Below are 22,801 nucleotides of genomic sequence, written 5' to 3'. Positions count from 1 at the left end.
TCGGCCAGCGCGAACAATCCCCGCTTCACTCGCGGAAACGCACATGCCTCCGTCGACGCTTCCCCGTGCTGCATTGTTCCTGCTGCTCTGTTTCGCGGGCATGGGCCACGCGCGGCGCAACGGCGATGATCGCTACGCCGAACTCGATGCATTGATTGCGCGCGAACCGGTGCACATCGGTGCGATCCACCATGCCGCGCGCACTGCGGCGAACGCGGGCGATGGCGATCGTGCCGTCGCCTACTTGCGTGCATTGGCCGATGCAGGCTTCGACGACGCGCTGGAGCCCGCCGACTTCGCGTCGTTGGCGGATCGCGCTGATTACCGCGAGATCGCGCGACGCCTGGAAGCCGTCAGCGCGGTAGGCACGACCACGCTGCACGCCGAGACGCAGTGCCTCGACGTGTTGCCCGAAGGCGCGGCGTTCGATTCAGCGCGCGACCGTTTCCTGATGTCCAGCGGCCGCCGACGCAACGTCATCGCGGTCGCTGCCGATGGCCATTGCAGTGAGCTGTTGCCGTCAGGCGATGACACGTTGCTGGCGGTCCTCGGCATGGACGTGGACGCCACTCGCGACGCGTTGTGGGTCGCCAGCGGCGCTGCACCCTTCATGCGCGATCCAGGTTCCGCCACCCAAGGCGAGACATACCTGTCCCGGATCGACCTCGCTAGCGGTCGGGTGGTGGCGTCGTTCGCACCGCCGGCACCCGGCCTGCTCAACGATCTGGACCTCTTGCCCGATGGACGCATCGCGGTGACCGACAGCATCGCCGGCACGGTGTACCTGCTCGATCCCTCCGCCGCATCGCCCGTGTTGCATGCGCTCCTGCCTACCGGGAGTTTCGAAGGCCCGAACGGCATCGTCGCGCTGCCCGATGGGCAACTCGTCGTCACCGATTTCCATGCGTTGTGGCTCGTCGATCCGTCGGCACCGGCACCGATGCGCAAGCGCCGGATCACCACCCCCGGTGGCCGCTACCTCGGCGGCATGGACGGACTGACCCGCGATGGCGAGCACATCGTCGCGATCCAGAACCTGGTCGGGCGCGGGCGGGTGTGGCGGTTCCGCATCGACCCGACCTCTGCTCATGTCGAGGACCTGCAACTGCTGCTGCGCCAGCATCCCGACCTGCGCAACCCGACCACCGGCGTGATGGTCGGGCGGCGTTTCCTGTTCGTCGCCGATCCGAACTTGCAGGTCTTCGCGAACGGCAAGATCAGCGAAGCGCCGCAGGGTCGGCACGGACATCGCATCCTGTCGTTGCCGTTGCCGCAAGCGGGCTTCGGTCGGTGATCGCGGGCGTCGACAGCGTGCTTGATCCGCATCAATCGTCGCTGCACATGCAGTCGCCGCGTGGTGCCATGCCAACGACCGGCACAGGCCCGCGCGCCGATGCCCGGATACTCTGGGGGTAACAGCCGCGCCACATGGCGACGGCTTCCACGTGGCGGAGGCGTGCATGCATTCGAGATCAACCCTGCTGGCGACGGTGTTCGCATTGATCGCACTTGCTTGTGCGCCGCGGGTCATGGCCTCCGATCCACCCGCGCGGATCAGGACAGCCGGCGGATTCGAGTATCTGGTCTTCGAGACCCGCGGTGCGGCGGCCGATGCCACGTTGCCGCTGATCATCGGGCTGCATTATTCGGGTGGCACGCCCGGGGGTAGCATCGACTACTTCAACGCGCTCGCTTTCCCGGCGCGGATCGTGCTGCCGCGTGGCCCGCAGCCGCGTCGCAACGGCAGTTCCTGGGTCAGCGCGCGTTTCGGCGCGCCCGACTTGCCGACGCAGTCGGCCGAGTTGACCGCGATGGCCGATCGACTGGCAGCGCTCACCGCCGAACTGCAGCAGGCGTATCCGACCCGCGGCAAGCCGCTGGCCGTCGGCGTTTCCTATGGTGGCGACCTCGCCTTCCTGTTGGCGCTGCGGCACCCGGACATGTTCGCGGCGACATTCCCGGTCGCCGCGCGCCTGCTGCCGGAGTGGATGGCGGGCGCGCGGTCATGCGGCATGCGTTGTCCGTCGATCCATGCCCTGCATGGCCAGGACGATGTCACCGTGCCCATGGTGGCCACCTCTCGCGGCATCGCGGGACTCGCCACGATCGGGTTCGATGCAAGGCTCTCGGCGTATCCGGGCATCGCCCACGATTTCGATGCACTGATGCAGCGCGACTTCGCGCGCCTGGCCGCGCGGCACCTCGCACCCGACTGAGCGACGCCGCTTCAGAACGAATTGTCGCCGTCCAGGATCCGACCGATTCCGCCCAGCACCGAGCCTTCGCCACGCGCGCCGCCGTTCTGCGGCGCGGCGGCGAGCATGCGACCGGCCAGGCGCGAGAACGGCAGCGACTGCAGCCACACCTTGCCGGGGCCGGTGAGCGTGGCCAGGAACACGCCTTCGCCGCCGAAGAACATGCTCTTCAGGCCAGCCACCCGCTGCACGTCCATGTTGACCGTGGCGTGGTAGCCGACCACGCAACCGGTATCGACATCGATGCGCTCACCGGCGGCAAGATCGCGCTCCACCACGCAGCCGCCGGCATGGATGAATACCCAGCCGTCGCCTTCCAGCTTCTGCATGATGAAACCCTCGCCGCCGAACAGGCCGGTGAGGATCTTGCGCTGCAGGTGGATGCCGACCTGCACGCCACGCGCGCCGGCCAGGAAGCTGTCCTTCTGGCAGATGATCTGGCCGCCGTGCTCGTCCAGCTTCATCGCCATCACCGTACCCGGATACGGCGCGGCAAACGCGACCTTGGCCTTGCCGTTGCCACTGTGCGTGTACATCGTGGTGAACAGGCTCTCGCCGGTGATCACGCGCTTGCCGGCGGACAGCAGCTTGTCCATGAAGCCGCCGGACTGGCCACTGGCGGAACCGTCGCCGAACACGGTATCCATCTGCACCGCGCTGTCCTTGAACATCAGCGAGCCCGCTTCGGCGATCGCGGATTCGCCGGGATCGAGTTCGATTTCGACGAACTGCATTTCCTGGCCGTGGATGCGGAAATCGATCTCGTCGGCGCGACCCTTGCCGCCGTTGCGCGGCGGCGGCGGCGGCGCGGCGGCCGGATCGCCGGGCACGCCATCGACCAGTTCGGCGATGTTGCGCACCGGCAACCAGTCGCCCATGCCGTCCTTCCACGCCAGCAGCGACGGATTGCGCGCCGCGTATGCGCGGGCGGCGTCGAGATCCATCGGGCCGAGGCGGTTGTTGCTGGCGGGATCGTGCAGGTGCCACTGGCTCATCGCGAACTCCATTGCGGGGGTGATGCGGCGGAGTCTAATGCGCGTGCGATCACGGACAAGGTGCCGGAAGTCGCGCTTGATCCGCGGTTTAATCACCACCATTGCTTTGCAGGATCGATGCTGCCGATGCGCCTTGCCCACTTCTCGCTGATGCCGGTGCTCGCATGCATGGCCGGCTGTGCGTTGCATGCCGATACCACGCATCACTCGCCACCCGCGACGATGCTCGGGGATTTCGTCGACGACTACGGCATCGGCCATCGCGTCACCGAGGGCGAATGGCTGCAGCGTCCCGACACCCGCTATCGCGTGGTCGCCTGGCATCCCGAGGCGCAGTTCCTCATCGCCCGCAACGATGCCGGCAACCGCAGCGATGCGGCAAAGTGGACACGCATCGACTGGGTCGCGTTGCCGGGCATGCCGCCGTACGAATGGGCGTTCTGCCTGAGCGCATGGGACGCACCGACGCAGGCCGATGCCGAGCGCGCCGACATCGCCCGCCGCGACACACCGAAGACCGGCTGCAACGGCTATCCGTTTTCGAGGATGCGGCGGGTGCAGGCGACGCTCGACTGATCAGTCGGCGGCCGGCTCCGGCGCACCGATGTTGCCGCGGCTGTACATGCCGGAGCGATCGAAGCAGCAGATGCGCTTCTTGCCCACTTCCAGCATGTCGCAACCGGTGCGGATGCGGCGCTCGCGCGTTTCCACTTTCTTCGCGGTGGCGATCCACTGGATGAAATCGCGGCGGGCGGCGGGCGTGATCGCCTTCCACTGCACGGTCGCCGCGGGCGATGCCGCGAGCGCTTTCTTGAGATCGGGCGGCAGCTTCGGTTCCGGGTCCTTGTCGACCGGCACCAGTTCAAGCGCGACGCTCTTGCCCGCCTCGACTCCCGCTGCTTCATGCAACGCGCGCGGCACCTTCAGCCAGTGACTGCCTTCGCCATCGGGTTCCAGCGTGGCCTTGAAGGCGTGGCCTTCCAGCATGCCGCTCACGCTCACCATCCCGCGCGAGGGCAGTCGCTTGCTGGCGGCCGGCGGCATGCGCAGGAACCGCCACGCCGCGTTCTTCGGCTGCGCGGGGCGCAGCAGCGTGGCGGTGAAGCGGACGGGTTCGGGCTCGCTCATGCGCGCACGATAGCGCCGTTCCCGGCTAGCATCGACCCATGAAACGCCTGCTGCCCTGCCTTCTGCTGCTCCTGCTCGCCTGCCTGCCCGCGTTCGCGCAGGGCCAGTTCAAGGTGCTGGTGGTGGCCATCCCCAACCAGTACCACCACGATTACACCGTGGTCGCCAAGCCGCAGTTCGAGCAGATGTCGCGACGGCACGGCTTCGACATGGACTGGGCCTGGAACAACAGCGCGTTCGATGGAGACCTGTCCCGTTACGCCGCCATCGTGCTGCTCAACACGCCAGGCGATGCCCTGCAGAAGCCGCAGCGCGAGAAATTGCAGGCCTACGTGCGTGCCGGCGGCGGCATCGTCGCCGTGCATCGCGCACTGATCTTCAACCCGGCCGGCGACTGGCCGTGGTTCGAGAAATTGATCGGCCGCGCATTCCGCATCCACCCGATGGTGCAGACCGCCACCGTGCGCGTGCGCGATCCCGCGTTCCCGGCCACGTTCGGCCTGCCCGCGCGCTGGACCTGGAGCGACGAGTGGTACGAGTTCGGCGAGCCGCTGCTTCCCGGCCTGAGTACCGTGCTGTCGGTGGACGAAGCCAGCTACGACCCCACCCGCATCTGGCCCGGGCAGGTCGCACGCGGGATGGGCGCGGAGCATCCGGTGGCCTGGTATCACGCCTACGACGGCGGCCGCGTGTTCGTCACCGCGCTCGGCCACACGCCTGCCGCATACGACGACCGCCTGTACCTCGACCACCTCTACGGCGGGCTGTGGTGGGCCGCGACCGGCAAGGGCATCGACGCCGAAAACGCTAACTCGACGCCTGCACCCGCGCCGTCACCGCATCGGCGTGCAGCGCTTCGTTGAATTCATCGACGATGATCGCCCAGTCGGCATCCTCCACCCACTCCTCGCGCAGGAACTGGCGCTGGCTGTCGCTCAGGAAGTCCGCCTCGGAGACGCGCACGTCCTCCGGCAGTTGATGGCTGCGGATGAAGTCGGCGATCTCGTGCTTCTCCGCCGGCAGGCCCAGCTGCAGGAACAGGTTGGTCATGTTGCTTTCGGTGGTGTCCATGCGCGGCTCCGGGTGATGGTGCGATGGCGGAGTGTCGGCGACCACGTGTCAACACCGCATCGCGATGCCGACGGAAGCGCAGCGGCGCGGACGCGCGTCCAGCGCCGCGCCTGATGTGCGCCATGCCTCAATCGACGCGCTTGAACACCATTTCTCGACCGCCCTGGTGCAGGGTGACGGTTGCCGGCTTTCCGTCTTCCGGCGCGAATACCAGCACCGCATCGACGACCTTCAGGAAGAACCGCGACGCCGACTCGGGGAAGATCTCGAACGCCGGCTGGCCGGTCAGTTGCGCCTTGGCCGCGCTGCCGTCATTGGTCACGGTCAGGGTTGCGCCTTCCAGCGCGTACGCGCCGGCGATGCGTGCGAATGCTTCGGCAGGCAATTCGATCGCGGTGCGGCCCGACGGCAGCGGTTCGTTGCTGCGTGGCGCGAGCACGCCCGGGCCTTCGTCCTCGGGGAAGAAACGCATCGCCTTGATGCCGCCATCGGCACCACGCTCGAAGGCCATCCGCGAGTAGCCTTCTTCGAAGAGGAACACATCCCTTGCCACCGGCACCAACACGAACGCCTCGCCGCCAGTGCGTTGTGACGTCAGCTTGCCATCGACCACCCGCAGTGCCCGCGCCACGTCCTTGTCGACCCGATACATGCCCTCGTACTGCTTGAGCGTGGCGGCGTCGACCGCGATCGCCTTCTTCTCCGGATACGGCTTGCCGATCGCGTATGCCGCGAGCACGTTGGCGATGGTGGAAACGCCCTGCATCCCCGGGCGTCCGCCATCGGCGTTGTAGAGCACCGCAGCGGTGGTGTCGCTGCCCGGGATGTACAGCAGGTAGGAACTGAAACCATGGATGCCGCCACCGTGCTGCAGCTGCGGGACCCCGCGCAGGGTGCCGGTGGAAATCCCGAAACCGTAGTTGCTCGCCACCGCCTTGCCGACTGGCGTGATCATCGCGCGATAGCTGGCGTCCTGCAGCAACTTGCCTTCATGCAGTGCGCGGTTCCACTTGAGCAGGTCGTCGACCGTGGACACCAGCGCACCCGCCGCATGCGGCTGGGTCATGCTGAGATAGCCGGCGCGTGCCCATGCATCGTCCTTGCGGCTGTAGCCGTCCACGTGGCCCGGGATCACACGATCCTGCACGTTGCCATAGCGCGTGTGCGTCATGCCCAGCGGCTTGAAGAAGGCGTCGTCCATGTAAACGTGCCACGGCTTGCCGCTGGCGGCCTCGATCACTGCGCCCAGCAGGACGTAGCCGGAATTGTTGTAGTGCCAGCCTTCGCCGGGTGCGAAGTCGGGCTTCTCGGCCTTGAAGGTGTCGATGAGTTCCGCGGTGGTGACGTCGCGCATGATCGGCGTGCCGGTCATCACCCCGGGCATATCGGTGTAACTGCGCAAGCCGGAGGTATGGTTGAGCAGCATGCGCACGTTGACCTTGTCGCCGCCCGGATAGCCGGGCACGAACTTCGTCAGTGGATCGTCCAGCGACAGCTTGCCGGCCTCGGCCAGTTTCAGCGCCGCGGCGGCGGCGAACTGCTTGGTGACCGAACCGATCCGGAACACCTGGTCGGCGGAGAGCGGCACGCCCAACTCCACGTTGGCGCTGCCGCAGGCACCGCGGTAGAGCACCTCGTCGCCACGCGCCACAAGCACGGCCATGCCTGGCGCGGTCTTGTCGCAATTGGCTTCCAGCACGCGCGCGGCGTAAGCCGCGGTGTCCGCCTTCGGTGGCTCGGCGGCCGACACCTGTGCGGTGGCGAAGAGCAGTGCGACGAACAGGGTCGAACGGTGCATGGCGGGCTCCGATGGGATGTCGTGGTTTGTCGCGGCGAATTACTTGATCGGCTCGTCGAGCATCAGCTGGCGCACGAAGCGCACCGGCGGTGCGCCATACGACAGGACCTTGTCGTGGTACTGCCTGGCGCTGAAGGCCGCGCCCTGCCTGGCCTCGACCGCCTTGCGCATGTCGAAGTGTTCCTGCGCGCCGACGAAGTAGGTGGCCAGTTGCGCCGAGGTCAGCTGTGCGCGCACCCATTTGCCGGCGGCTTCGCGCTCCTGCTGGAAGGTCTGGTTGACCATCAGGTCCATGGCCTGTTCCTTCGTCCAGTTGTCGACGTGCACGCCCTGGTCGAGGATCGAGTTGGCCACCGCGCGCAGGTAGAACTTCAGCTGCACCAGGCGGAACAGCGGATCGCTGTCCAGGTAACCGGCATCGGCCAGCATGTCCTCGGTGTAGACCGCCCAGCCTTCCGCGAACGGGCCGGAACGCAGCACCGCGCGCAGGGCGGAGGGATGGTCGGCCGAATGCACGCCTTCCAGGTAATGCCCGGGCATCGCCTCGTGGATCGACAGCAGGTGCAGCATGCGGTTGTTGTATTCGCGCAGGAACGAATCGACCTGCGCGGTGCTCCACTCATCGGGGATCGGCGAGATCGCGTAGTAGGTGTCCAGCCCCTTGTCGAGCGGGCCCGGCGAATCGCAATACGCCACTGCAACGCCGCGCTGGAACTCCGGCATCAGGATGATCTTGACCGGATCGTCCGGCACCGTGACCAGGTCCTTGGCGCGCACGAAGTCGGTGGCGTCCTTGGTGGTCCGGGTGGCGTACTCGACCACCTTGTCGCGCGCCGGACGCTCGGCGTAGGCCAGTTCCAGCGCAGCTTCGATCGCCTCCTGCTTCTGCTCTTCGGTCGGGCTCTCCGGCAGCTCGGGGGCGTTCGGCTTGTCCTTCAGCACGCCGCGCGCGACGGTGTACATCTGGTCGCGCACGCGGGCGATTTCGGCCTCGGCGCGCTGACGGATCTCGGGGCGGGTGAGTTCGGAATTCAGCGAGAACTGCAGCTTCTCGTCATAGAGCTTTTGCCCGATGCGGAAATCGCCCTTCGCATTCGGCACCAGCGTCTTGTCCAGCCACGCTTGATGCTCCGCCACTGCCTTGCGCAGGCCGGCAACTGCCGCATCCAGGCGCGTGCGGTCGTCGCCCTGCAGCTTGTCGGCGCTGGGGGTGATGAAGGTATCGACCAGGCTGAGCAGGCCGGCGTTCTGCTTGGCCACGGTCTCCGCGTGGATCTTCGAAACCCGTGCCGGCACGATCTCCGCGCGCATCTGCACGAACATCGCCGGCAGTTTCTCCATGCGCGCGGTCGCAGACTTCAGGCGCTCCGGCAGCGGCGCGAACCCGCGCGCCATCAGGTTGTAGATCGCGCCGCCGGCCAGCGAGTTGTAACCCTGCGGATCCCACGCCCAGGCCTGCAGGGTTTCGGTGGACCAGATGTCGCCGCGCAGCTGGTTGCGCAGGATCAACGCGTCGACCTGGTTCTCGCGCGAGAGCGTGCCGGCATCGATCGCATCCAGTTCGGCCAGGATCTTCTTGCTGAAGTCGAGCGCGCGCTGGCGGCCGGCGGCACTGACATCGTCGAGCTCGGCATCGAAACGGTGGTCGCCGATCTGGGTCGCTGCCACCGGGTTCAACGGCAGCCAGCCTTCCAGCCAGCGCTTTGACAGTTCCGCGAACTGCGCATCCGCCTGCGCGGACGACGCGGTCGCGGACGTCGGCGACGCAACGGGAGTCGTGGGCGCTTCGGCCTTGCAGCCGGAAACGATGGCTGTCAGCAGGGCAGCGGCAAGCAGGGAATGGCGCATGCGGGCGAGTCTCACTGGGCGAAGCCACCAAGCTTAGGCGCAATCCGGTGGGCAGGCTTCACCACTCGATCCACATTGGCGGGCATTCACGTCGCGCATCGCCTTCTTCGTCGCAGGCCGCCACGATGGCGCATGCATGCGTCGTACCGTTGCGCTCCCTGCACCGTGCAGACGCGAACAAGCCACCATGCCGCCCGAGACCCTCGCTTCGAATGCCACCACGCCCGCAGCGACAGATTGGCCACGGTTGCGACTTGCCGCGCGCACGCTGCTCGCCTTGCTGCTCGGTGGCTTGGCGGTGCTGGGCTCGATCTTCGCTTTCCGCCAAGGGCTGTTGCCGCTGATCGCCGCGTGGTTGCAGCCGGATGCCGACACGCTCAGCGCGATCCGGCGCATCGGGATCCTGCTGGCTGCGGTCGCGGGATATTGGGTCTATGTGCGCTGGCACGAACAACGCACTCCGACCGAATTGAAGCCGCCACTGCTGGGCATGCCCTTGGGTGCCGCCGGCGGCGCGTTGATGGTGGGCCTGCCGATCGCCATGCTGTTCGCGATCGATGCCTACGAACCGGTGCTGGTGCGTGGGGCCTCATCGGCATTGTGGGGCGTGGCCGCATTGATCGTGATCGCCGCCACGCTGGAGGAACTGGTCTATCGCGGGTTGCTGTTCCGGTTGCTGGAGCGTGCCGTCGGCACCACCGCGGCGCTGTTCCTGCAGGCACTGGTGTTCGCCATCGGTCATCTGGAAAACCTGCCGCAAGGCAGTGCGCTGGACCTCGCCGCGATGCTGGTGTCGGTCAGCCTGCTGGGCGTGCTGTGGGCCGGCCTGTTCGTGCTGACCCGCAATCTGTGGGTGGTGGCCGCACATCATGCCGCGTGGAACTTCACCATCCTGCTCAGCGGCCTGCCGCTGTCCGGCATCGAGGACTGGCGCGCACTCGCGCCGATGGAAAGCCGCATGGCAGGCCCGGACTGGCTGACCGGCGGCATGTTCGGCCCGGAAACATCATGGCTGGTGATCGCGACCACGGCCATGGCGACGCTATGGTTGCTGCGCATGGCGAAGCGGCGTGGTGCGTTTGTGGCGGCATCGATGGCACCCGCGCAAACGACGGCCGCCAGATTGCACTGACCGCCGCCGGTTCGTGCATGCACCGTATCAACGTTCGCCCGTCGCCACTTCGATCCCGATCACCAGCGAGCGACCCGGCGCTGGCTCGAAATAGCGGCCTTGCGCCTGCGCCACGATCACCGAACCCGCAAAGCGTCGATCCAGCACGTTGTCGATGCGGGCAAAGCCCTGGACGTGGCGTCCACGCCACGTCCACGCACGACTGGCCAGCAGGTGCCATTTGGCGAAGCCGGGCGCACGCACGCCAGCGCCCGCTTCGATCGCGGTCGAGGCGTCCACCCCGATGCCGATCGCCACATCGTTCGCCAGGCGATAACGCAGTTCCGCCGAGCCCCATGCGCGCGCGGTACCCGGCAGGCGCTCCGTCACACTGCCCGCGTCCTGCAAGCGCGCATCCAGCCAGGTCGACGCCAACGCCGCGTCCCAGCGGTCGCCACGCAGCGTCCACCCCAGCTCCGCGCCCCGACGCACGCCGCTGGCGGCATTGCGATAGGTGGTGCGGCCGCCACTGCTGGAAGCGACCACGATCTCGTCGCGACTGCGCACGTCGAACAGCGCCCAGTTCCACTCTTGCGCGCCATCCACCCAGCGCCCAGCCAACTCCCATTGCGATGACACCGCCGGACGCAGCGCGCGATTCGGGCCGTCGCCGACGGGCGCATACGCAAGCTCGTTCAAGGTCGGCGTTTCGAAGCCGCGACCCCACGCCAGGTGCAGGGCCAGCGGGCCGCGCGAATGCCAGTGCAGCGCGGCAACCGGCGAACTGCGCACGAAGCGCAAGCTCCCGCCATCGTCGCCATTGCCGAGGAAACGATCACGGCTGGCGACGTCGATGCGGCTGTGGCGCAGGCCCGCGTCCAGTGACCACGCCTCCGCGAGCGGCCATTGCACTTGCACATACGCGCCATCCGCGCGCAACAGGTTGCGCTCGTCGCGTCGCAGCACGCCGCGCACGCCCAGCACGGTGCTGCGCGTGTCGCGGACGAAGTTCTCCCAACCGCGCCGGTCTTCCCGCATGTGCTCCCGGGTGAGTCCTGCGCTGGCACGCCACCCGTTCGACCCGCGATGGCGCCAGTTCGCATCCACGCCGTCGTAGCGGCGATCGAAACCGATCACAGCACCGCCATGCCCGGGCGCTGCCTGCGTCGCGACCGGGATCGATTGAAATTGGAGGATGTCGCGACTGCCGGTGTAAACCGCCACGTTGATCGCGCTCGATGCCGACAGGTCCTTGTGCCAGGCGAACCCCGCCTGGTCCTGACGGCTGTACTTGCGCGTATCGAAGGCGAGCGCGGCAGGTGCTGCCAGCGTCGGATCCTGTTCCAGCTCGGCGCGGGTCAGTCCCTGTGGATCCTGTGCGAACTGACGCACGTGGTTGACGATCAGGTCGATGCGGCCGAGCGCGGCGTGCTCGAACCCGCTGCGCAGGTTGGCATGCTCGCGCTCGCTCGCCGACTGCGCACGCATGCCGTCGCCCCACAACCGGCCGATGCCCGCACGCAGGTCCCAGGTACCTGCCGCGGTCGACATGCCGGCACCCCAACGTCGCTGGCCCAGGCTGTCCATGCCGGTGTCCGCATCGAAGCCCGTGGGTTCGCGGCCACGCTCGGTGGTGGCCACGATCACCCCGGCCGCGGCATTGCCCTGCAGGATCGCCAGCGGTCCGCGCAGGATCTCCAGCCGCTGCAAGGTGCCGAGGTCGAGGTGGCCCAGTTGCGACTGCCCGTCCGGCATCGTCGCCGGAATGCCATCCACGATGACGCGTACCCCACGCATCCCGAACGCGGACCGCGCACCGGCTCCGCGGATCGACAATTGCAGATCCTGCGCGGCGTTCTGGCGGTCGCGCACCGAGACGCCGGGGATGCCGCGCAGCGCTTCCTCGGTGGAGAACAATGGATTGCGCGCGCGCAGCGCATCGCCATCGACCACCGAGGTTGCACTCGGTTGTCGCAACCGATCGCTGGGCAGCGGTGCGGCGGTGACCACCACGGTGTCCAGCGTCCGCGCCGTGTCCTGCGCCAGCAGCATCGCCGGCCACATGCACGCAGCGAGCGCCACACCAAACGCAAGGCCTGCGCGCAGGCCGGCATGCGGCCACACTGTTTCGCTGGTCGCTGCTGGCGTTGCGGGAATCACCGTTCTCCATCTCGGGCGAGCCGACAGACGTCGGGGGTCTTGGCCTGGCTGGAAGTCTGGCAGACGACATGCGCGGTGGTGACGGCTAATCAGGCACCGCCACCGCAGCCCCGAACAGCACCGCCATCCGCGCCAGCACCCGCTGCAATCCCGGCGCCATCGCCTCGGCTTCGACCAGTTCCACGTCCTGGCCGATCATCAGCACCTGGGCCAAGAGGTGTTCGGGCGATTCGGCACCCACGTGCAGCAGGCTGTGGGTGGCGGTCTCCGGCTCCAGCACGCCGCACCAGACCGGCAGCACGGCCTGCAGTTCGTCCACGCTGCCCTGCAGTCGCAAGCAGATGCGGCAGGCGAAGGGTTCATAGGCGATGCCGCGTTCCAGGCGCGTCGCGACATCGGCAGGCACCGGCCTTGGCAAGAACGTGTCGCCGGTGACGCGCACCTTGTCGATGCGATCGACGCGGAAGCTGCGCCAGTCGCCGCGATCGATGTCCCAGGCGATCAGGTACCAGCGGCGGCCATAGTTCGCCACGCGCGAGGGCTGCACATGACGCTGGCTGGGATCGCCGGCATGACTGCGATAACCGAAGCGCAACACCCGCGTATCGCGGCAGGCGGTGGCGATCTCGCTGAGCATGCCGGCATCCACCAATGGCGGCATGCCGCCACGCAGCGACAAGGTGACCGCATGCAACGCAGTGGCGCGACGCCGCAGCCGCGTGGGCAGCAACTGGTCGAGCTTGCCGAGCAGGCGCAGCGAGGTCGCTTCGATGCCGCCCACGGTCGCGCCCGCCGCGCGCAATGCGATCGCGAGTGCGACCGCCTCTTCATCGTCCAGCACCAGTGGCGGCAGGTCGGCACCACGGCCCAGCGCGTAGCCACCACCGACGCCGGATGACGCTTGCACCGGATAACCCAGCTCGCGCAGGCGATCCACGTCGCGACGCACGGTGCGCGTATCCACGCCGAGCTCGTCGGCCAGCGCGCTGCCAGGCCAATGCCGGCGCGATTGCAGCAGGCTGGCAAGACGCAACAAACGGGCCGAGGTCGAGAGCATCGGCGCAGCCTATCGAGGACAAATACTGTCCGCAATGCTCGCTACCTTGGCCGCACACATCGCCTCTGCAGGACCCCGCCATGCCCCACCTCTCGCTGTATCACAACCCCAAGTCCCGCTCGGCCAGTGCACGGGTGCTGCTGGAAGCGCTCGGCGTGCCGTACGACGTGCAGACCATCGACTTCGCCAACGGCCAGAACCGCACGCCCGAATTCCTGGCGATCAATCCGCTCGGCAAGTTGCCCACGCTGGTGCATGACGACGCGGTCATCACCGAACAGGTCGCGATCACGATCTACCTGGCCGACCGTTTCCCGTCTGCAGGCTTGGCACCGGCCATCGACGCCCCGTTGCGCGGGCCGTACCTGCGCTGGTTGGCGTTCTACGCCGCGTGTTTCGAGCCGGCGTTGATGGACCATGCGTTCCAGCGCGCGCCGCTGGATCCGGCCACCTCGCCGTATCGCGACTACGACACCGTCATCGAGACCCTCGTGGCGCAACTGTCGCGCGGCGATTACCTCCTGGGCGACACGCTGACTGCTGCCGACCTGCTGTGGGGCACCGGCCTGCGCTGGACCACCGAGTTCGGCATCGTGCCCAGGCTGCCGGTGATCCTGGCCTACATCGAACGCGTGTCCGCGCACCCGGCAGTGATCCGTGCCGGCGAACTCGACGCGGCGCTTGCCGAAGCGATGGCCCCGCCTGCCGCCGATTGAATCGCGATCTGGCTGCTCCGCCTGCCTGCGCACGCGGATGCAGCCGGCGTCATTGCCGGTACGCCTCGCAGGCCGATGCATCCAGCCGCACGATCATCGCCAGCGCCAGCCGGTAACCCAGATAGACGCTGACCGGATTCACCTTCGCCACCTGGTCGTGCTTGCTGTGCAGGATGCGGGACCAGTCCTTGTTCAAGCCGTGGATCGTCACCGCGGGAATCTTCTTGGCGACGAACGAACTGGAATCCGAATTCGCGCGCCCGATGCTGGCATGCGCGAACGGGATCTCCAGCTCCTTCGCCAATTCACCGGTGAACGCGGCCAGTTTCCTGCTGGACATGTTGTCGGCGACCTGCGGCGGACCCAGGCCCAGGCTGTCGATGTTGATCATCGCGCAGGTCTGCGTGACCTGATCCTCGCTCATCGCCCTGGTCATCGCCTTCGAGCCGACCAACCCTTTTTCCTCGCGCCCGAAGGCGATGAACACCAGGGTCTTCTCGAGCGGGATGTCCTTCAGCGTCCGGTACAGATGGGTCAGCGCAACCTGGCCGGTCCAGTTGTCGATCGCCCCGCAACCTTCGGCGGTCTTGTCGTAATGCGCGCCGATCACGATCCGTTCCGGCGACGCGCCCTGCTTGACCACCACCAGGTTCTCGACGTTGTCGTGCTGGTCCAGCGCGATGTCCGATGCCGCAACGCCTGCGCCTTCGTACAGCGCCCTGACCGCGACCAGGCGATCCTTGTCGTCGCAGGGAACGCTGGCGAAATCCTTCTGGATGTCGTCCGGCGTGGACAGCGTCGAGGGCGCCTGCTGCGCGACGACCGGCATCGAGGACTGGAACAGCATCAGGGTGAGCAGGGTCGAAGCAGGCAGGCGCAGGCGATGCAACATGGCGGCTCGGTGTGGGCGAGGACTGCGGATTGTTGCCGAAACGCGGGGGAAAGAGGCACTGGCCGCAGCATCGCATCGGCGAGTGACATCGCAGCCGCAACGCGTTACACCCCGGCCAGCGATCCCGCGGCGAGTGCCGCCACCACGCACCACGCCACTACCCACAAGGCAGGAACCCGCCACATCGCCAGCAGGGCGAAGCCGATCGCGACGATCGCCGCGTCCAGCGGTGCGCGCACGCCTTCGACCAGCACCGGATCGAGGAATGCGGCGGCGAGCATGCCGACCACGGCCGCATTGATGCCGGCCATCGTGCGCGCGGCGCGGCGCAGGCGTGCCAGGCGCGCCCAGAACGGCAGCACCGCGAGCAGCAGCAGGAAGCCAGGCAGGAACAGCGCCAGCAAGGCGAGCACCGCGCCCGCGGCGGGCGGCAGGCCCAGCGGGATCTCGGCACCCAGGAACGCGGCCAGCGAGAACATCGGTCCCGGCATCGCCTGCGCCGCGCCATAGCCGGCAAGGAAGGTGTCGGCGGCGATCCAGCCGGGATCGACCACGCTCTGCTGCAGCAGCGGCAGGACCACGTGGCCGCCACCGAACACCAGCGCGCCGGACTGATAGAACGCCGCTGCCAGGCCAAGCGTGGTGGGCGATGGCGTGGCCGGCCATAGCAGCGCGCCGGCCAGACCGGCCACGAACAGGGTCAGCAACACCGCTGCTGCGCGACGCCCGTGGCGCAGCGGGAACATGGCCATCGCAGGCGCACTCGCATGCCGGCACAGCCAGTGCCCCAGCACGCCACCCAGCGCGATCGCGAGCAGTTGCATCCACGCGTTGCCGATCATCGCGACCAGTGCCAGCGCGGTGGCCGCAATGAACCCGCGCGGCAGGTCCGGTGCGAGCTGGCGCAACATCCCCAGCAAGCCATGTGCGACCACCACCACCGCCACCAGTTTCAGCCCATGCAGCGCGGCAGCACCCAGGCCGGAGCCCAGCGAGGGTGCCAGCGCGGCGAAGCCGAACATCAGCAACGCGGACGGCAAGGTGAACCCAGCGAACGCCGCCAGCGCCCCGCGCCAGCCACCGCGCAACAGGCCGATGGCGAAGCCCATCTGACTGCTGGCAGGTCCCGGCAGGAACTGGCAGACCGCGAGCAATTGCGCGTAATGCGCCTCGTCCAGCCAGCCGCGGCGGCGCACGAATTCCTCGCGCAGGTAACCCAGATGCGCGATCGGCCCACCGAACGAGGTGAGGCCCAGCATGAGGAAGGCAAGGAAGACCTCGGCCGTACGGCCTGCCGGCCGCGGCGTTGCAACGGGATCGGTGGTGGACGGCAGGGTCACGGCCCGGATTGTGCGGGACGCGCCTTGCGCATGCGTGTCCGCGCATGCGCCCCGATGCCTGCCTCTGTCGGGCTGAAATCTCTCGCACAGAAGCATCGCCCGGGCGCAACGAGTCGAGGCTCGCGCAGACCTGCTCGACACCGTCTTTATCGTGGAATGAAGCCCCCCCGAGACGCCCATGCACCAGCAGGAACTCGATGCCCTTTTCGACCCGCAGGCCGCCGGCTACGACGCGCAACGGGTGCGGATGGCACCGATCCGCGAGAGCCTGCCGTTCCTGCTGGAAACCGTGTTCGCCGACCTGCCGGAGGACGCGCGCGTGCGCAGCGCGACGGCTTCATCGACCGTTGCGCGTTCCATGCCGGCGTACTCGACACGCTGCCGGACGATGCCGGCTTCGATGCGCCGCTGCGTTTCCACCAGGCGGGGATGATCCACGGGTGGTGCGCGCGCTGGCGTTGAGTCCATGCGCGTGGCGAAAAGATAAATTCAACCCGATGGTTGACAATCGAATTCTCGATGCTTACATTCAACCACATGGTTGAATATTCCGATGCCCGATTGAACGACCTGTTCCGCGCGCTGGCCGATCCCACCCGCCGCGCGATGTTGCAGGACCTGGCCGCCGGCCCGCGCACGGTCGGCGAGCTCGCCGCGCCGCATGCGATCTCGCTGGCCGGTGCATCCAAGCACATCCAGGTGCTGGAACAGGCCGGGCTGCTGGATCGCCAGGTGCAGGGACGCGTGCATACCTGCCGGCTCGAGGCCGCGCCGCTGCATGAAGGCGTCGAATGGCTGCGCCACTACGAACGCTTCTGGACCACCCGACTGGATGCATTGGACGCATTGCTGCGAGCGGCGGATGCACCGGCGAAACCTGCACGTGCGCGCAAACGCACCCCTTCCGCGAAGACAAGGACCAAGCGATGAACGCGAATCCCCAGACCCATCAGACCGAGACCGACTACGCCAGCGTGGTCGCACCCCAGACCGTGCGCCTGCAGCGCCTGCTGCCCGGTCCGGTGGAGCGCATCTGGGACTACCTCACCGACAGCGACCTGCGCCGACAGTGGCTGGCCGCCGGCGACATGCAAGCGGCTGAAGACAGTGCGTTCACCCTGGTCTGGCGCAACAGCGAGCTCACCGATCCGCCCGGCCACAAGCCCGAAGGCTTCGGCGACGAACACCGCATGGACAGCACCATCACCGTCTTCGAGCCACCGCATCGGCTCGCCTTCACCTGGGGTGGCGGCGATGTCACCTTCACACTTGAACCGCGCGGCGAGCAGGTGCTGCTCACCGTCACCCATCGCGGCATCTCCGACCGCAACAACCTGCTGATGATCGGCGCCGGTTGGCACCAGCACCTCGACACCCTCGTCGCCCGCGCCAGCGGCTTGGCACCGGAACCGTTCTGGGATGGCTGGACGCGGCTGCGCGCGGAGTACGAGCATCGCATCCCGGCGTGAGCCGCGGCCCCTTTTCGGGCCCTCACCGCGCCAGATAGAAATCCAGCGGAATCAACTCCACCGCCCAACCGCCCTCTTCGCCGATGGTGGCCGCAGGATGCATCGCCGCGATGCGCAGCGCCTCGTCGTGGCTGTCGGCTTCGATGATGAAGAGGCCGCCGACCACTTCCTTCGACTCGGTGTACGGGCCATCGATCACGCGGGTCTTGCCGCCGCCCGGCAGCAATGTCTTCCAGTGCTCCAGATCGCCGAGCGACGCCGACACCAGCACCTTGCCGGTCGCGCGCATCGCGTCGTCCAGCGCCGGGCATTGGCTGACGATCACCTTCACCTCTTCGGGCGCGAGCGCGGCGAATTTTTCGGGCGCGAAATAGGCGAGGCCGAGGTATTGCATGGTTGTTCTCCGGGTGGATCTGTCTTGACGACGGTGCAGGGCATCCGGAATCGACAGGCACATTGTCCCCGGCACATTTCTCGTTCTGCGGTCAGCCGATGCCGCGTCGCGACCGCCTCACTTCAGATGCTTCGCGAAGAATGCCGCCAGCGTGGCCGTGGAGGTCACCCGGTTCGCCTGCTTGCGCCAGCCGTGGCCCTCGTCGGGGAACAGCAGGTACTCCACCGGCACGCCGCGCTTCTTCAATGCGGCGACGACTTGCTCGGCTTCGACCACCGGCACATTGGTGTCGTTGGCACCGTGCATCACCAGCAATGGGGTTTTGACGCGATCGAGTTTGTGGATCGGCGAGAGGTCGCGCAGCAGTTGCAGCTGGGTCTCGGGATCACCGTATTCGCCGGTGCTGATCGCGCCCATCCATGGCGTGCTCTGGGCGAAGAAGGTTTCGAAATTCACCATGCCGAACAAGTTGGCACCGGCGGCGAAGGTGTCCGGGTAGTCGGTCACCGCCACCATCACCACGTAGCCGCCGTAGCTGCCACCGACGATGCCCAGCCGGCCCTTCGCGCCGATGCGTTCGGCGATCAGGAAATCCGCGGCGGCCTTGATGTCCTTGTTCGCGTCGAAGCGGCCGGCGTGGTTGTCCATCGACATGAACTTCTTGCCGAAGCCCGACGAGCCGCGGATGTTCGGCGCGAACACGGCGATGCCGCTGGCCAGCAATGCCTGGTACTCGGCGCGGAACGCAGGGCGCTCCTGGCCTTCGGGGCCACCGTGGAAACTCAGCACCACCGGACCGGGTGCCTTGACGTCTTTCGGCAGGTACAGCCAGCCCGACAATTCCAACCCGTCGTGCGCCTTGAACGTGCGCAGGGTCGGCGTGACCAGTTGCGTCAGGTCCACGCCCGCGGACGGGCTGTAGGTGAGGCGGGTGTACGTGCCGCTGGCCAGGTCCAGTTGCCACAAATCCGAAGGCGCGACCGAGCCACTCAAGGCCATCACCACGCGTTTGCCATCGGGCGAGAAATCGGTGCCGCCCACCAATTCTGCAGGCGCGGCGGGCAGGCGACGGCGCGTGTTGCTGGCCAGGTCGAGCAGTTCCAGCTCGTTGCGACCGGCCACGTTCCACGTCAGCAAGGCGTGGGTCTTGGCATCGTCGAGGATGAAGTCGTCGAGTTCGGCATCGTCGCGTGCGGCCAGTTCGCTGCGCTTGAACGTTCGGCCGTCGGTGGAGATGTCGACGCGGGCCAGCGCCATGCGGTCGCGGTCGATGTTGTGGGCGATGTAGACGGTGTTGCTGTCGCTGCCGAACAGGCCCGAACTCTGCGCGCTGCCCTGGTGCGGCGTGAGCAGCATGCCGCGATGCGTGCGCAGGTCTTCCAGCCACAGGTTGTTGTTGCCGCGCGTCACCAGCCGGTTGACCACGGCGAGATGACCGCGCATGTCGTCGATGTTGCCGACGGTTTCCATCTCCACCGCGAGTTTCGCCTTGCCGGTGGCGGGGTCGTACAACCAGGTGTCGGTGCTGTCGGGGCTGCGCGCATTGCTGCGGAAGTAGTAGCGGCCATCGGGCGCGAAGTCGCCGGGGAAGGTGTTGGCGTCGCCTTCGTTGATGCGCGTCATCTGCACGCCATTGGCCGTGGTGAGGAACAGCTGCGCGTTGTAGCCCCCGCCCGGCGACACCGCATACGCCAGCTTGCCGTCGGGCGACCAGCGCAACCCGGAGACCGCATCGCTGCCGTTGGTCACCTGCCGCGGGTAACCGCCCTGCGCCGGGATGATCCACGCCTGCGGCGAGCCGCTGAGGGTGGTGATGTAGGCGATGTGCTTGCCGTCCGGCGAATACTGCGCCGCACTCGCGCCGCCGACCTTGCCCATCGCGGCGATGCGGGCTTCGAGCGCGGGGTCGGCGGGTGCGTCTGCGGCCAGGGTTGGGGCGGTGGCGAGCAGCAGGGCAAGGGCGAGGCTGATGCGATCGGCGGAGGGCATGGGCGGCGCTCGTTGGGTTTGTTGAAGCAACGTAGCAGATGGTTGCAGGCGGCCGGGGTGCCATGTCCTGGCGCAATTCAGACGGGAACGTTTTCTGCTCAGTTCGCTGATGTTTCCGACGGCCTATCATCGCCACCCATGGATGACATCGCCACGCGCCTTCGGGAACGCCTCGGGCTTGCCGAACCGGTGCAGGTCGATGTCCAGCGAGGCGAGGTCGAATCGTTCGAGGGCTTCGATCGCGAACGCATCGAGTACCGCGGACTCGAAGACGACGTCATTCCTGCCTTCCTGTTCACGCCGAGCGGGCACGCGGCGCGCGGCGGCGTGGTCGTCTTCCACCAGCACAACGGCGAATTCCACTTCGGCAAGAGCGAGGTTGCGGGGATCACGGGCGATGCGTTCCAGGCCTTCGGCCCGGCGCTCGCGCGCAGGGGTCTGGCGGTGCTGGCACCGGATGCGATCAGCTTCGAGGACCGCCGCGCCGCGGTGCAGGGCACCGAGCCGGACATGTACGACTGGCTGCAGCACTACAACGCCATGAGCTACCGGTTGCTGCAGGGCGACCTGCTGATGCGCAAGTGCCTGGACGACGCGCAGCGCGCGCTGAGCGTGCTGCTGCAGACCACCGGGATCGATGCGCGCCGCGTGGGCGTGGCGGGTCATTCGTACGGCGGCACCACCGCGCTTTACCACGCCGCCATCGATGCGCGATGCACGTTCGCCTGCATCAGTGGCGCGGTCTGCAGCTTCGAGGCGCGCCTGCGCGAAGGCACCGGGATCCTGCTGTTCGAGACCGTGCCCGGGCTTGCGCGCCAACTCGGCCACCATGACCTGCTGGCGGCCATCGGCCCGCGGCCGGCGATGGTGGTGTCGGGCACGCAGGACAAGTATTCGCGGGATGCGGATGCGGTCGTGGCCAGGGTTGCAGGCGACTTCATCACCACGCTGCGCGTCGAGCGCGGGCATGCGCTGGATCAGGAGCGGTTCGATGCGATGGTGGAGTGGATCGTGGCGCGCGTCTGAAAAGAGCTCACACCACCCGATCCCGCCCCGCCTGCTTCGCCCGATACAGCGCCTCGTCGGCGCGCGCGAACCAGCGATCGAAGCTTTCGTCCGGGCCGCGGATGGCGATGCCGACGCTGGCGGTCAGGCGCACGTCGTCGCCGACGCGCACATCGCGCAGCGCGCGCAAGGCCGCCTGCATGCGTCGGCTTGCGCGGTCGTGATCGCAGCCCGGCAACATGATCATGAATTCGTCGCCGCCGAAGCGCGCAACGACATCGCCCCCGCGCACATGCGCGCGCAGCGTTTCCGCCACCGCGATCAAGGCCTGGTCGCCCAGTCGATGGCCATGGGTGTCGTTGATCGCCTTGAACCGGTCGATATCGACGATGGCGAGGGCGCTCGCCGATTCACTCTCCACCCGCTCCGCGCGTTCGATCTTCTCGAGCAGGTACTCGCGCGATGCGGCGCCGGTCAGCGGATCGAACATCAGGCGCTGGCGCAGCTGGCGATTGGCGGCCTCGAGCAAGGGGATCGCCAGCCCGAAATAGGCGGTCGTCGCGATGATCGCGATCGCCAGCTGGTAAACGTAGACGAACTGCGTGAGTTCCAGCAGCCAGAGCAGCACGACCACCAGGAAGCTGACCACCGCCAGGCTGACCGTGGTCGCCATCGGCGATTCCGTGTACGTCAGCCACAGCTGCGGGATCAGCACGAAGAAGATCAGGAACGCGCTTTCGTAACTCGGGACGCGATCGGCGATCAGCATGACCGCGATCACCAGCACGACGTTGAAGAGCAGCTTGTAGCCGAACGCGTCGCGCAGGCGCCCGCCGCGCAGCACGGCATGCGCTTGCGCCCACAGCTCGTTATGGCGAAGCAGGCGCAGGAGCACTGCGGCGAACAAAGGCCCCAGCACAACGAGCGCGGCGAAATCGCCGATCCAGAACACCAATGCCGTCGTCCATGGTCCTTCAGGACCGAGCTGGTCGAAGGCGGCCAGGGTGGTGACCACGCCGATGGTGGCCAGTGCCGAAGACAGCGTGGCGATGAGCAGGAACGCGATGATCTGGTTCGGCAGGCGATGGCCCGGTTGCCGCGCGAAACGCCGGAGCACGAAGGCGCCGAGCGCGTAGCAGCCGATGTGGGCGATCGCATTGGCCAGGCCGAACGCCACCACGCGGGTCCAGTGCATGTCGACCTGGTAGATCGACAGCGACCACAGCGTGCCGCCGAAGCTGGCCAGCACCAGGTAGGGAATCACGCGCGGACCGAGCACCGCGAGGCTCGCGAAGGTCAGTGCCGCGGGCGGGTACCAGAGACTCGCATGGGTGGCGAACTCGCCGATGTGGCCGAGCCCCCAGAGGCCCACCCAGGCGATGGCCAGGGCAAGTCCCTTAGTCCAGCGCGGCCAACCGGCAGCGCTTGCGGCCATCGAGTCTTCGGTCACGTACAGGCCCAGTGGTAGACGGAGCCATCATCGCTGAAAAGGGGTGAGAGGACATTTCCTGACGATGACGTGGGCCAGTGGCGATGCAGTGGCGCGTACTGATGCGGACGCCTTGGTTTCAGA

Annotated in this window: 22 protein-coding genes; 10 read left to right on the top strand and 12 right to left on the bottom strand. The window is 67.4% G+C overall.

What is annotated here, in order from left to right:
- Positions 1-43: 43 nt before the first annotated feature.
- A complete protein-coding gene (locus H9L16_RS05555; protein WP_187553557.1) occupies positions 44-1,294 on the top strand; it encodes a hypothetical protein in 1,251 nt (416 codons plus the stop codon).
- 166 nt (positions 1,295-1,460) lie between these two features.
- Positions 1,461-2,216, top strand: coding sequence for an alpha/beta hydrolase (locus H9L16_RS05550; RefSeq protein ID WP_187553556.1), 756 nt, complete (start codon positions 1,461-1,463; stop codon positions 2,214-2,216).
- 11 nt (positions 2,217-2,227) lie between these two features.
- Here H9L16_RS05550 and H9L16_RS05545 read toward each other — a convergent pair whose 3' ends face one another.
- On the bottom strand, positions 2,228-3,250 hold the full coding sequence (locus H9L16_RS05545; RefSeq protein WP_187553555.1) for a TIGR00266 family protein: 1,023 nt from the start codon (positions 3,248-3,250) through the stop codon (positions 2,228-2,230).
- Between the two features lie 126 nt (positions 3,251-3,376).
- On the opposite strand from H9L16_RS05545, the gene H9L16_RS05540 reads away from it, so the two are divergent.
- Positions 3,377-3,826: a hypothetical protein gene (locus tag H9L16_RS05540; protein WP_187553554.1), complete on the top strand. Its 450-nt coding sequence runs from the start codon at positions 3,377-3,379 to the stop codon at positions 3,824-3,826.
- Here the strand turns inward: H9L16_RS05540 and H9L16_RS05535 are convergent, their stop codons facing one another.
- A complete protein-coding gene (locus H9L16_RS05535; RefSeq protein ID WP_187553553.1) occupies positions 3,827-4,378 on the bottom strand; it encodes a YdeI/OmpD-associated family protein in 552 nt (183 codons plus the stop codon).
- 38 nt (positions 4,379-4,416) lie between these two features.
- Here H9L16_RS05535 and H9L16_RS05530 point away from each other — a divergent pair, with 38 nt between their 5' ends.
- A complete protein-coding gene (locus H9L16_RS05530; protein WP_187553552.1) occupies positions 4,417-5,241 on the top strand; it encodes a ThuA domain-containing protein in 825 nt (274 codons plus the stop codon).
- Here the strand turns inward: H9L16_RS05530 and H9L16_RS05525 are convergent.
- The 3 genes from H9L16_RS05525 to H9L16_RS05515 form a co-directional block, all read right to left on the bottom strand.
- On the bottom strand, positions 5,186-5,449 hold the full coding sequence (locus H9L16_RS05525) for a DUF2789 domain-containing protein (protein ID WP_187553551.1): 264 nt from the start codon (positions 5,447-5,449) through the stop codon (positions 5,186-5,188). The genes H9L16_RS05530 and H9L16_RS05525 overlap by 56 nt on opposite strands.
- A 127-nt stretch (positions 5,450-5,576) precedes the next feature.
- Entirely contained in the window at positions 5,577-7,247 is a 1,671-nt protein-coding gene (locus tag H9L16_RS05520) for a serine hydrolase (protein WP_187553550.1), read from the bottom strand.
- Positions 7,248-7,286: 39 nt separating this feature from the next.
- A complete protein-coding gene (locus H9L16_RS05515) occupies positions 7,287-9,095 on the bottom strand; it encodes a DUF885 domain-containing protein (RefSeq protein WP_187553549.1) in 1,809 nt (602 codons plus the stop codon).
- 187 nt (positions 9,096-9,282) lie between these two features.
- On the opposite strand from H9L16_RS05515, the gene H9L16_RS05510 reads away from it, so the two are divergent.
- Entirely contained in the window at positions 9,283-10,227 is a 945-nt protein-coding gene (locus H9L16_RS05510; protein ID WP_187553548.1) for a CPBP family intramembrane glutamic endopeptidase, read from the top strand.
- A 27-nt stretch (positions 10,228-10,254) separates the two neighbouring features.
- On the opposite strand, the gene H9L16_RS05505 is transcribed toward H9L16_RS05510, so the two are convergent.
- Both H9L16_RS05505 and H9L16_RS05500 read right to left on the bottom strand, forming a co-directional pair.
- Positions 10,255-12,270, bottom strand: coding sequence for a TonB-dependent receptor family protein (locus H9L16_RS05505; protein WP_187553547.1), 2,016 nt, complete (start codon positions 12,268-12,270; stop codon positions 10,255-10,257).
- Positions 12,271-12,451: 181 nt separating this feature from the next.
- Positions 12,452-13,423 carry a helix-turn-helix transcriptional regulator gene (locus H9L16_RS05500; RefSeq protein ID WP_187553546.1) on the bottom strand — a complete coding sequence of 324 codons (972 nt, stop codon included), beginning with the start codon at positions 13,421-13,423 and terminating at the stop codon, positions 12,452-12,454.
- Between the two features lie 80 nt (positions 13,424-13,503).
- Here H9L16_RS05500 and H9L16_RS05495 point away from each other — a divergent pair, with 80 nt between their 5' ends.
- A complete protein-coding gene (locus H9L16_RS05495) occupies positions 13,504-14,139 on the top strand; it encodes a glutathione S-transferase family protein (protein WP_187553545.1) in 636 nt (211 codons plus the stop codon).
- Positions 14,140-14,188: 49 nt separating this feature from the next.
- Here H9L16_RS05495 and H9L16_RS05490 read toward each other — a convergent pair whose 3' ends face one another.
- Both H9L16_RS05490 and chrA read right to left on the bottom strand, forming a co-directional pair.
- Positions 14,189-15,031 (bottom strand): M28 family metallopeptidase, encoded by an 843-nt coding sequence (locus tag H9L16_RS05490; protein WP_187553544.1) that lies wholly within the window; start codon positions 15,029-15,031, stop codon positions 14,189-14,191.
- Between the two features lie 104 nt (positions 15,032-15,135).
- Positions 15,136-16,371 carry a chromate efflux transporter gene (gene chrA / locus H9L16_RS05485; protein ID WP_229796553.1) on the bottom strand — a complete coding sequence of 412 codons (1,236 nt, stop codon included), beginning with the start codon at positions 16,369-16,371 and terminating at the stop codon, positions 15,136-15,138.
- A 178-nt stretch (positions 16,372-16,549) separates the two neighbouring features.
- On the opposite strand from chrA, the gene H9L16_RS05480 reads away from it, so the two are divergent.
- From H9L16_RS05480 to H9L16_RS05470, 3 genes are all read left to right on the top strand, one after another.
- Positions 16,550-16,804, top strand: coding sequence for a hypothetical protein (locus H9L16_RS05480; RefSeq protein WP_187553542.1), 255 nt, complete (start codon positions 16,550-16,552; stop codon positions 16,802-16,804).
- 104 nt (positions 16,805-16,908) lie between these two features.
- Entirely contained in the window at positions 16,909-17,301 is a 393-nt protein-coding gene (locus H9L16_RS05475; RefSeq protein ID WP_187553541.1) for an ArsR/SmtB family transcription factor, read from the top strand.
- Positions 17,298-17,840 carry an SRPBCC family protein gene (locus H9L16_RS05470; RefSeq protein ID WP_187553540.1) on the top strand — a complete coding sequence of 181 codons (543 nt, stop codon included), beginning with the start codon at positions 17,298-17,300 and terminating at the stop codon, positions 17,838-17,840. The genes H9L16_RS05475 and H9L16_RS05470 overlap by 4 nt, the downstream gene beginning before the upstream one ends.
- Before the next feature lie 22 nt (positions 17,841-17,862).
- On the opposite strand, the gene H9L16_RS05465 is transcribed toward H9L16_RS05470, so the two are convergent.
- Together H9L16_RS05465 and H9L16_RS05460 are read right to left on the bottom strand one after the other, a co-directional pair.
- Complete coding sequence (locus H9L16_RS05465) at positions 17,863-18,234, bottom strand: YciI family protein (RefSeq protein ID WP_187553539.1); 372 nt, start codon at positions 18,232-18,234, stop codon at positions 17,863-17,865.
- Positions 18,235-18,351: 117 nt separating this feature from the next.
- Positions 18,352-20,223 (bottom strand): alpha/beta hydrolase family protein, encoded by a 1,872-nt coding sequence (locus H9L16_RS05460; RefSeq protein WP_187553538.1) that lies wholly within the window; start codon positions 20,221-20,223, stop codon positions 18,352-18,354.
- 138 nt (positions 20,224-20,361) lie between these two features.
- On the opposite strand from H9L16_RS05460, the gene H9L16_RS05455 reads away from it, so the two are divergent.
- Complete coding sequence (locus H9L16_RS05455; RefSeq protein ID WP_187553537.1) at positions 20,362-21,249, top strand: prolyl oligopeptidase family serine peptidase; 888 nt, start codon at positions 20,362-20,364, stop codon at positions 21,247-21,249.
- 7 nt (positions 21,250-21,256) lie between these two features.
- On the opposite strand, the gene H9L16_RS05450 is transcribed toward H9L16_RS05455, so the two are convergent.
- The gene (locus H9L16_RS05450; protein ID WP_187553536.1) at positions 21,257-22,678 is read right to left on the bottom strand and encodes a GGDEF domain-containing protein; all 1,422 of its coding nucleotides are present in this window, start codon (positions 22,676-22,678) and stop codon (positions 21,257-21,259) included.
- Between the last annotated feature and the right edge of the window lie 123 nt (positions 22,679-22,801).

This window comes from Thermomonas carbonis, from assembly GCF_014396975.1.
Lineage (GTDB): Bacteria > Pseudomonadota > Gammaproteobacteria > Xanthomonadales > Xanthomonadaceae > Thermomonas > Thermomonas carbonis.
The sequence above is the reverse complement of the archived record's forward strand: the minus strand, read 5'-3'. Positions and strand labels throughout refer to the sequence as shown.

Bases quoted from the DNA above. Each gene is read 5' to 3' on its own strand.
- H9L16_RS05505 (WP_187553547.1), bottom strand. From the start codon at position 12,270: ATGTGGCCGGCGATGCTGCTGGCGCAGGACACGGCGCGGACGCTGGAC.
- H9L16_RS05480 (WP_187553542.1), top strand. From the start codon at position 16,550: ATGCACCAGCAGGAACTCGATGCCCTTTTCGACCCGCAGGCCGCCGGC.
- H9L16_RS05520 (WP_187553550.1), bottom strand. From the start codon at position 7,247: ATGCACCGTTCGACCCTGTTCGTCGCACTGCTCTTCGCCACCGCACAG.
- H9L16_RS05475 (WP_187553541.1), top strand. From the start codon at position 16,909: ATGGTTGAATATTCCGATGCCCGATTGAACGACCTGTTCCGCGCGCTG.
- H9L16_RS05500 (WP_187553546.1), bottom strand. From the start codon at position 13,423: ATGCTCTCGACCTCGGCCCGTTTGTTGCGTCTTGCCAGCCTGCTGCAA.
- H9L16_RS05550 (WP_187553556.1), top strand. From the start codon at position 1,461: ATGCATTCGAGATCAACCCTGCTGGCGACGGTGTTCGCATTGATCGCA.
- H9L16_RS05455 (WP_187553537.1), top strand. From the start codon at position 20,362: ATGGATGACATCGCCACGCGCCTTCGGGAACGCCTCGGGCTTGCCGAA.
- H9L16_RS05490 (WP_187553544.1), bottom strand. From the start codon at position 15,031: ATGTTGCATCGCCTGCGCCTGCCTGCTTCGACCCTGCTCACCCTGATG.
- H9L16_RS05470 (WP_187553540.1), top strand. From the start codon at position 17,298: ATGAACGCGAATCCCCAGACCCATCAGACCGAGACCGACTACGCCAGC.
- H9L16_RS05545 (WP_187553555.1), bottom strand. From the start codon at position 3,250: ATGAGCCAGTGGCACCTGCACGATCCCGCCAGCAACAACCGCCTCGGC.
- H9L16_RS05530 (WP_187553552.1), top strand. From the start codon at position 4,417: ATGAAACGCCTGCTGCCCTGCCTTCTGCTGCTCCTGCTCGCCTGCCTG.
- H9L16_RS05540 (WP_187553554.1), top strand. From the start codon at position 3,377: ATGCGCCTTGCCCACTTCTCGCTGATGCCGGTGCTCGCATGCATGGCC.
- H9L16_RS05460 (WP_187553538.1), bottom strand. From the start codon at position 20,223: ATGCCCTCCGCCGATCGCATCAGCCTCGCCCTTGCCCTGCTGCTCGCC.
- H9L16_RS05465 (WP_187553539.1), bottom strand. From the start codon at position 18,234: ATGCAATACCTCGGCCTCGCCTATTTCGCGCCCGAAAAATTCGCCGCG.
- H9L16_RS05495 (WP_187553545.1), top strand. From the start codon at position 13,504: ATGCCCCACCTCTCGCTGTATCACAACCCCAAGTCCCGCTCGGCCAGT.
- H9L16_RS05535 (WP_187553553.1), bottom strand. From the start codon at position 4,378: ATGAGCGAGCCCGAACCCGTCCGCTTCACCGCCACGCTGCTGCGCCCC.
- H9L16_RS05525 (WP_187553551.1), bottom strand. From the start codon at position 5,449: ATGGACACCACCGAAAGCAACATGACCAACCTGTTCCTGCAGCTGGGC.
- H9L16_RS05510 (WP_187553548.1), top strand. From the start codon at position 9,283: ATGCCGCCCGAGACCCTCGCTTCGAATGCCACCACGCCCGCAGCGACA.
- H9L16_RS05515 (WP_187553549.1), bottom strand. From the start codon at position 9,095: ATGCGCCATTCCCTGCTTGCCGCTGCCCTGCTGACAGCCATCGTTTCC.
- H9L16_RS05555 (WP_187553557.1), top strand. From the start codon at position 44: ATGCCTCCGTCGACGCTTCCCCGTGCTGCATTGTTCCTGCTGCTCTGT.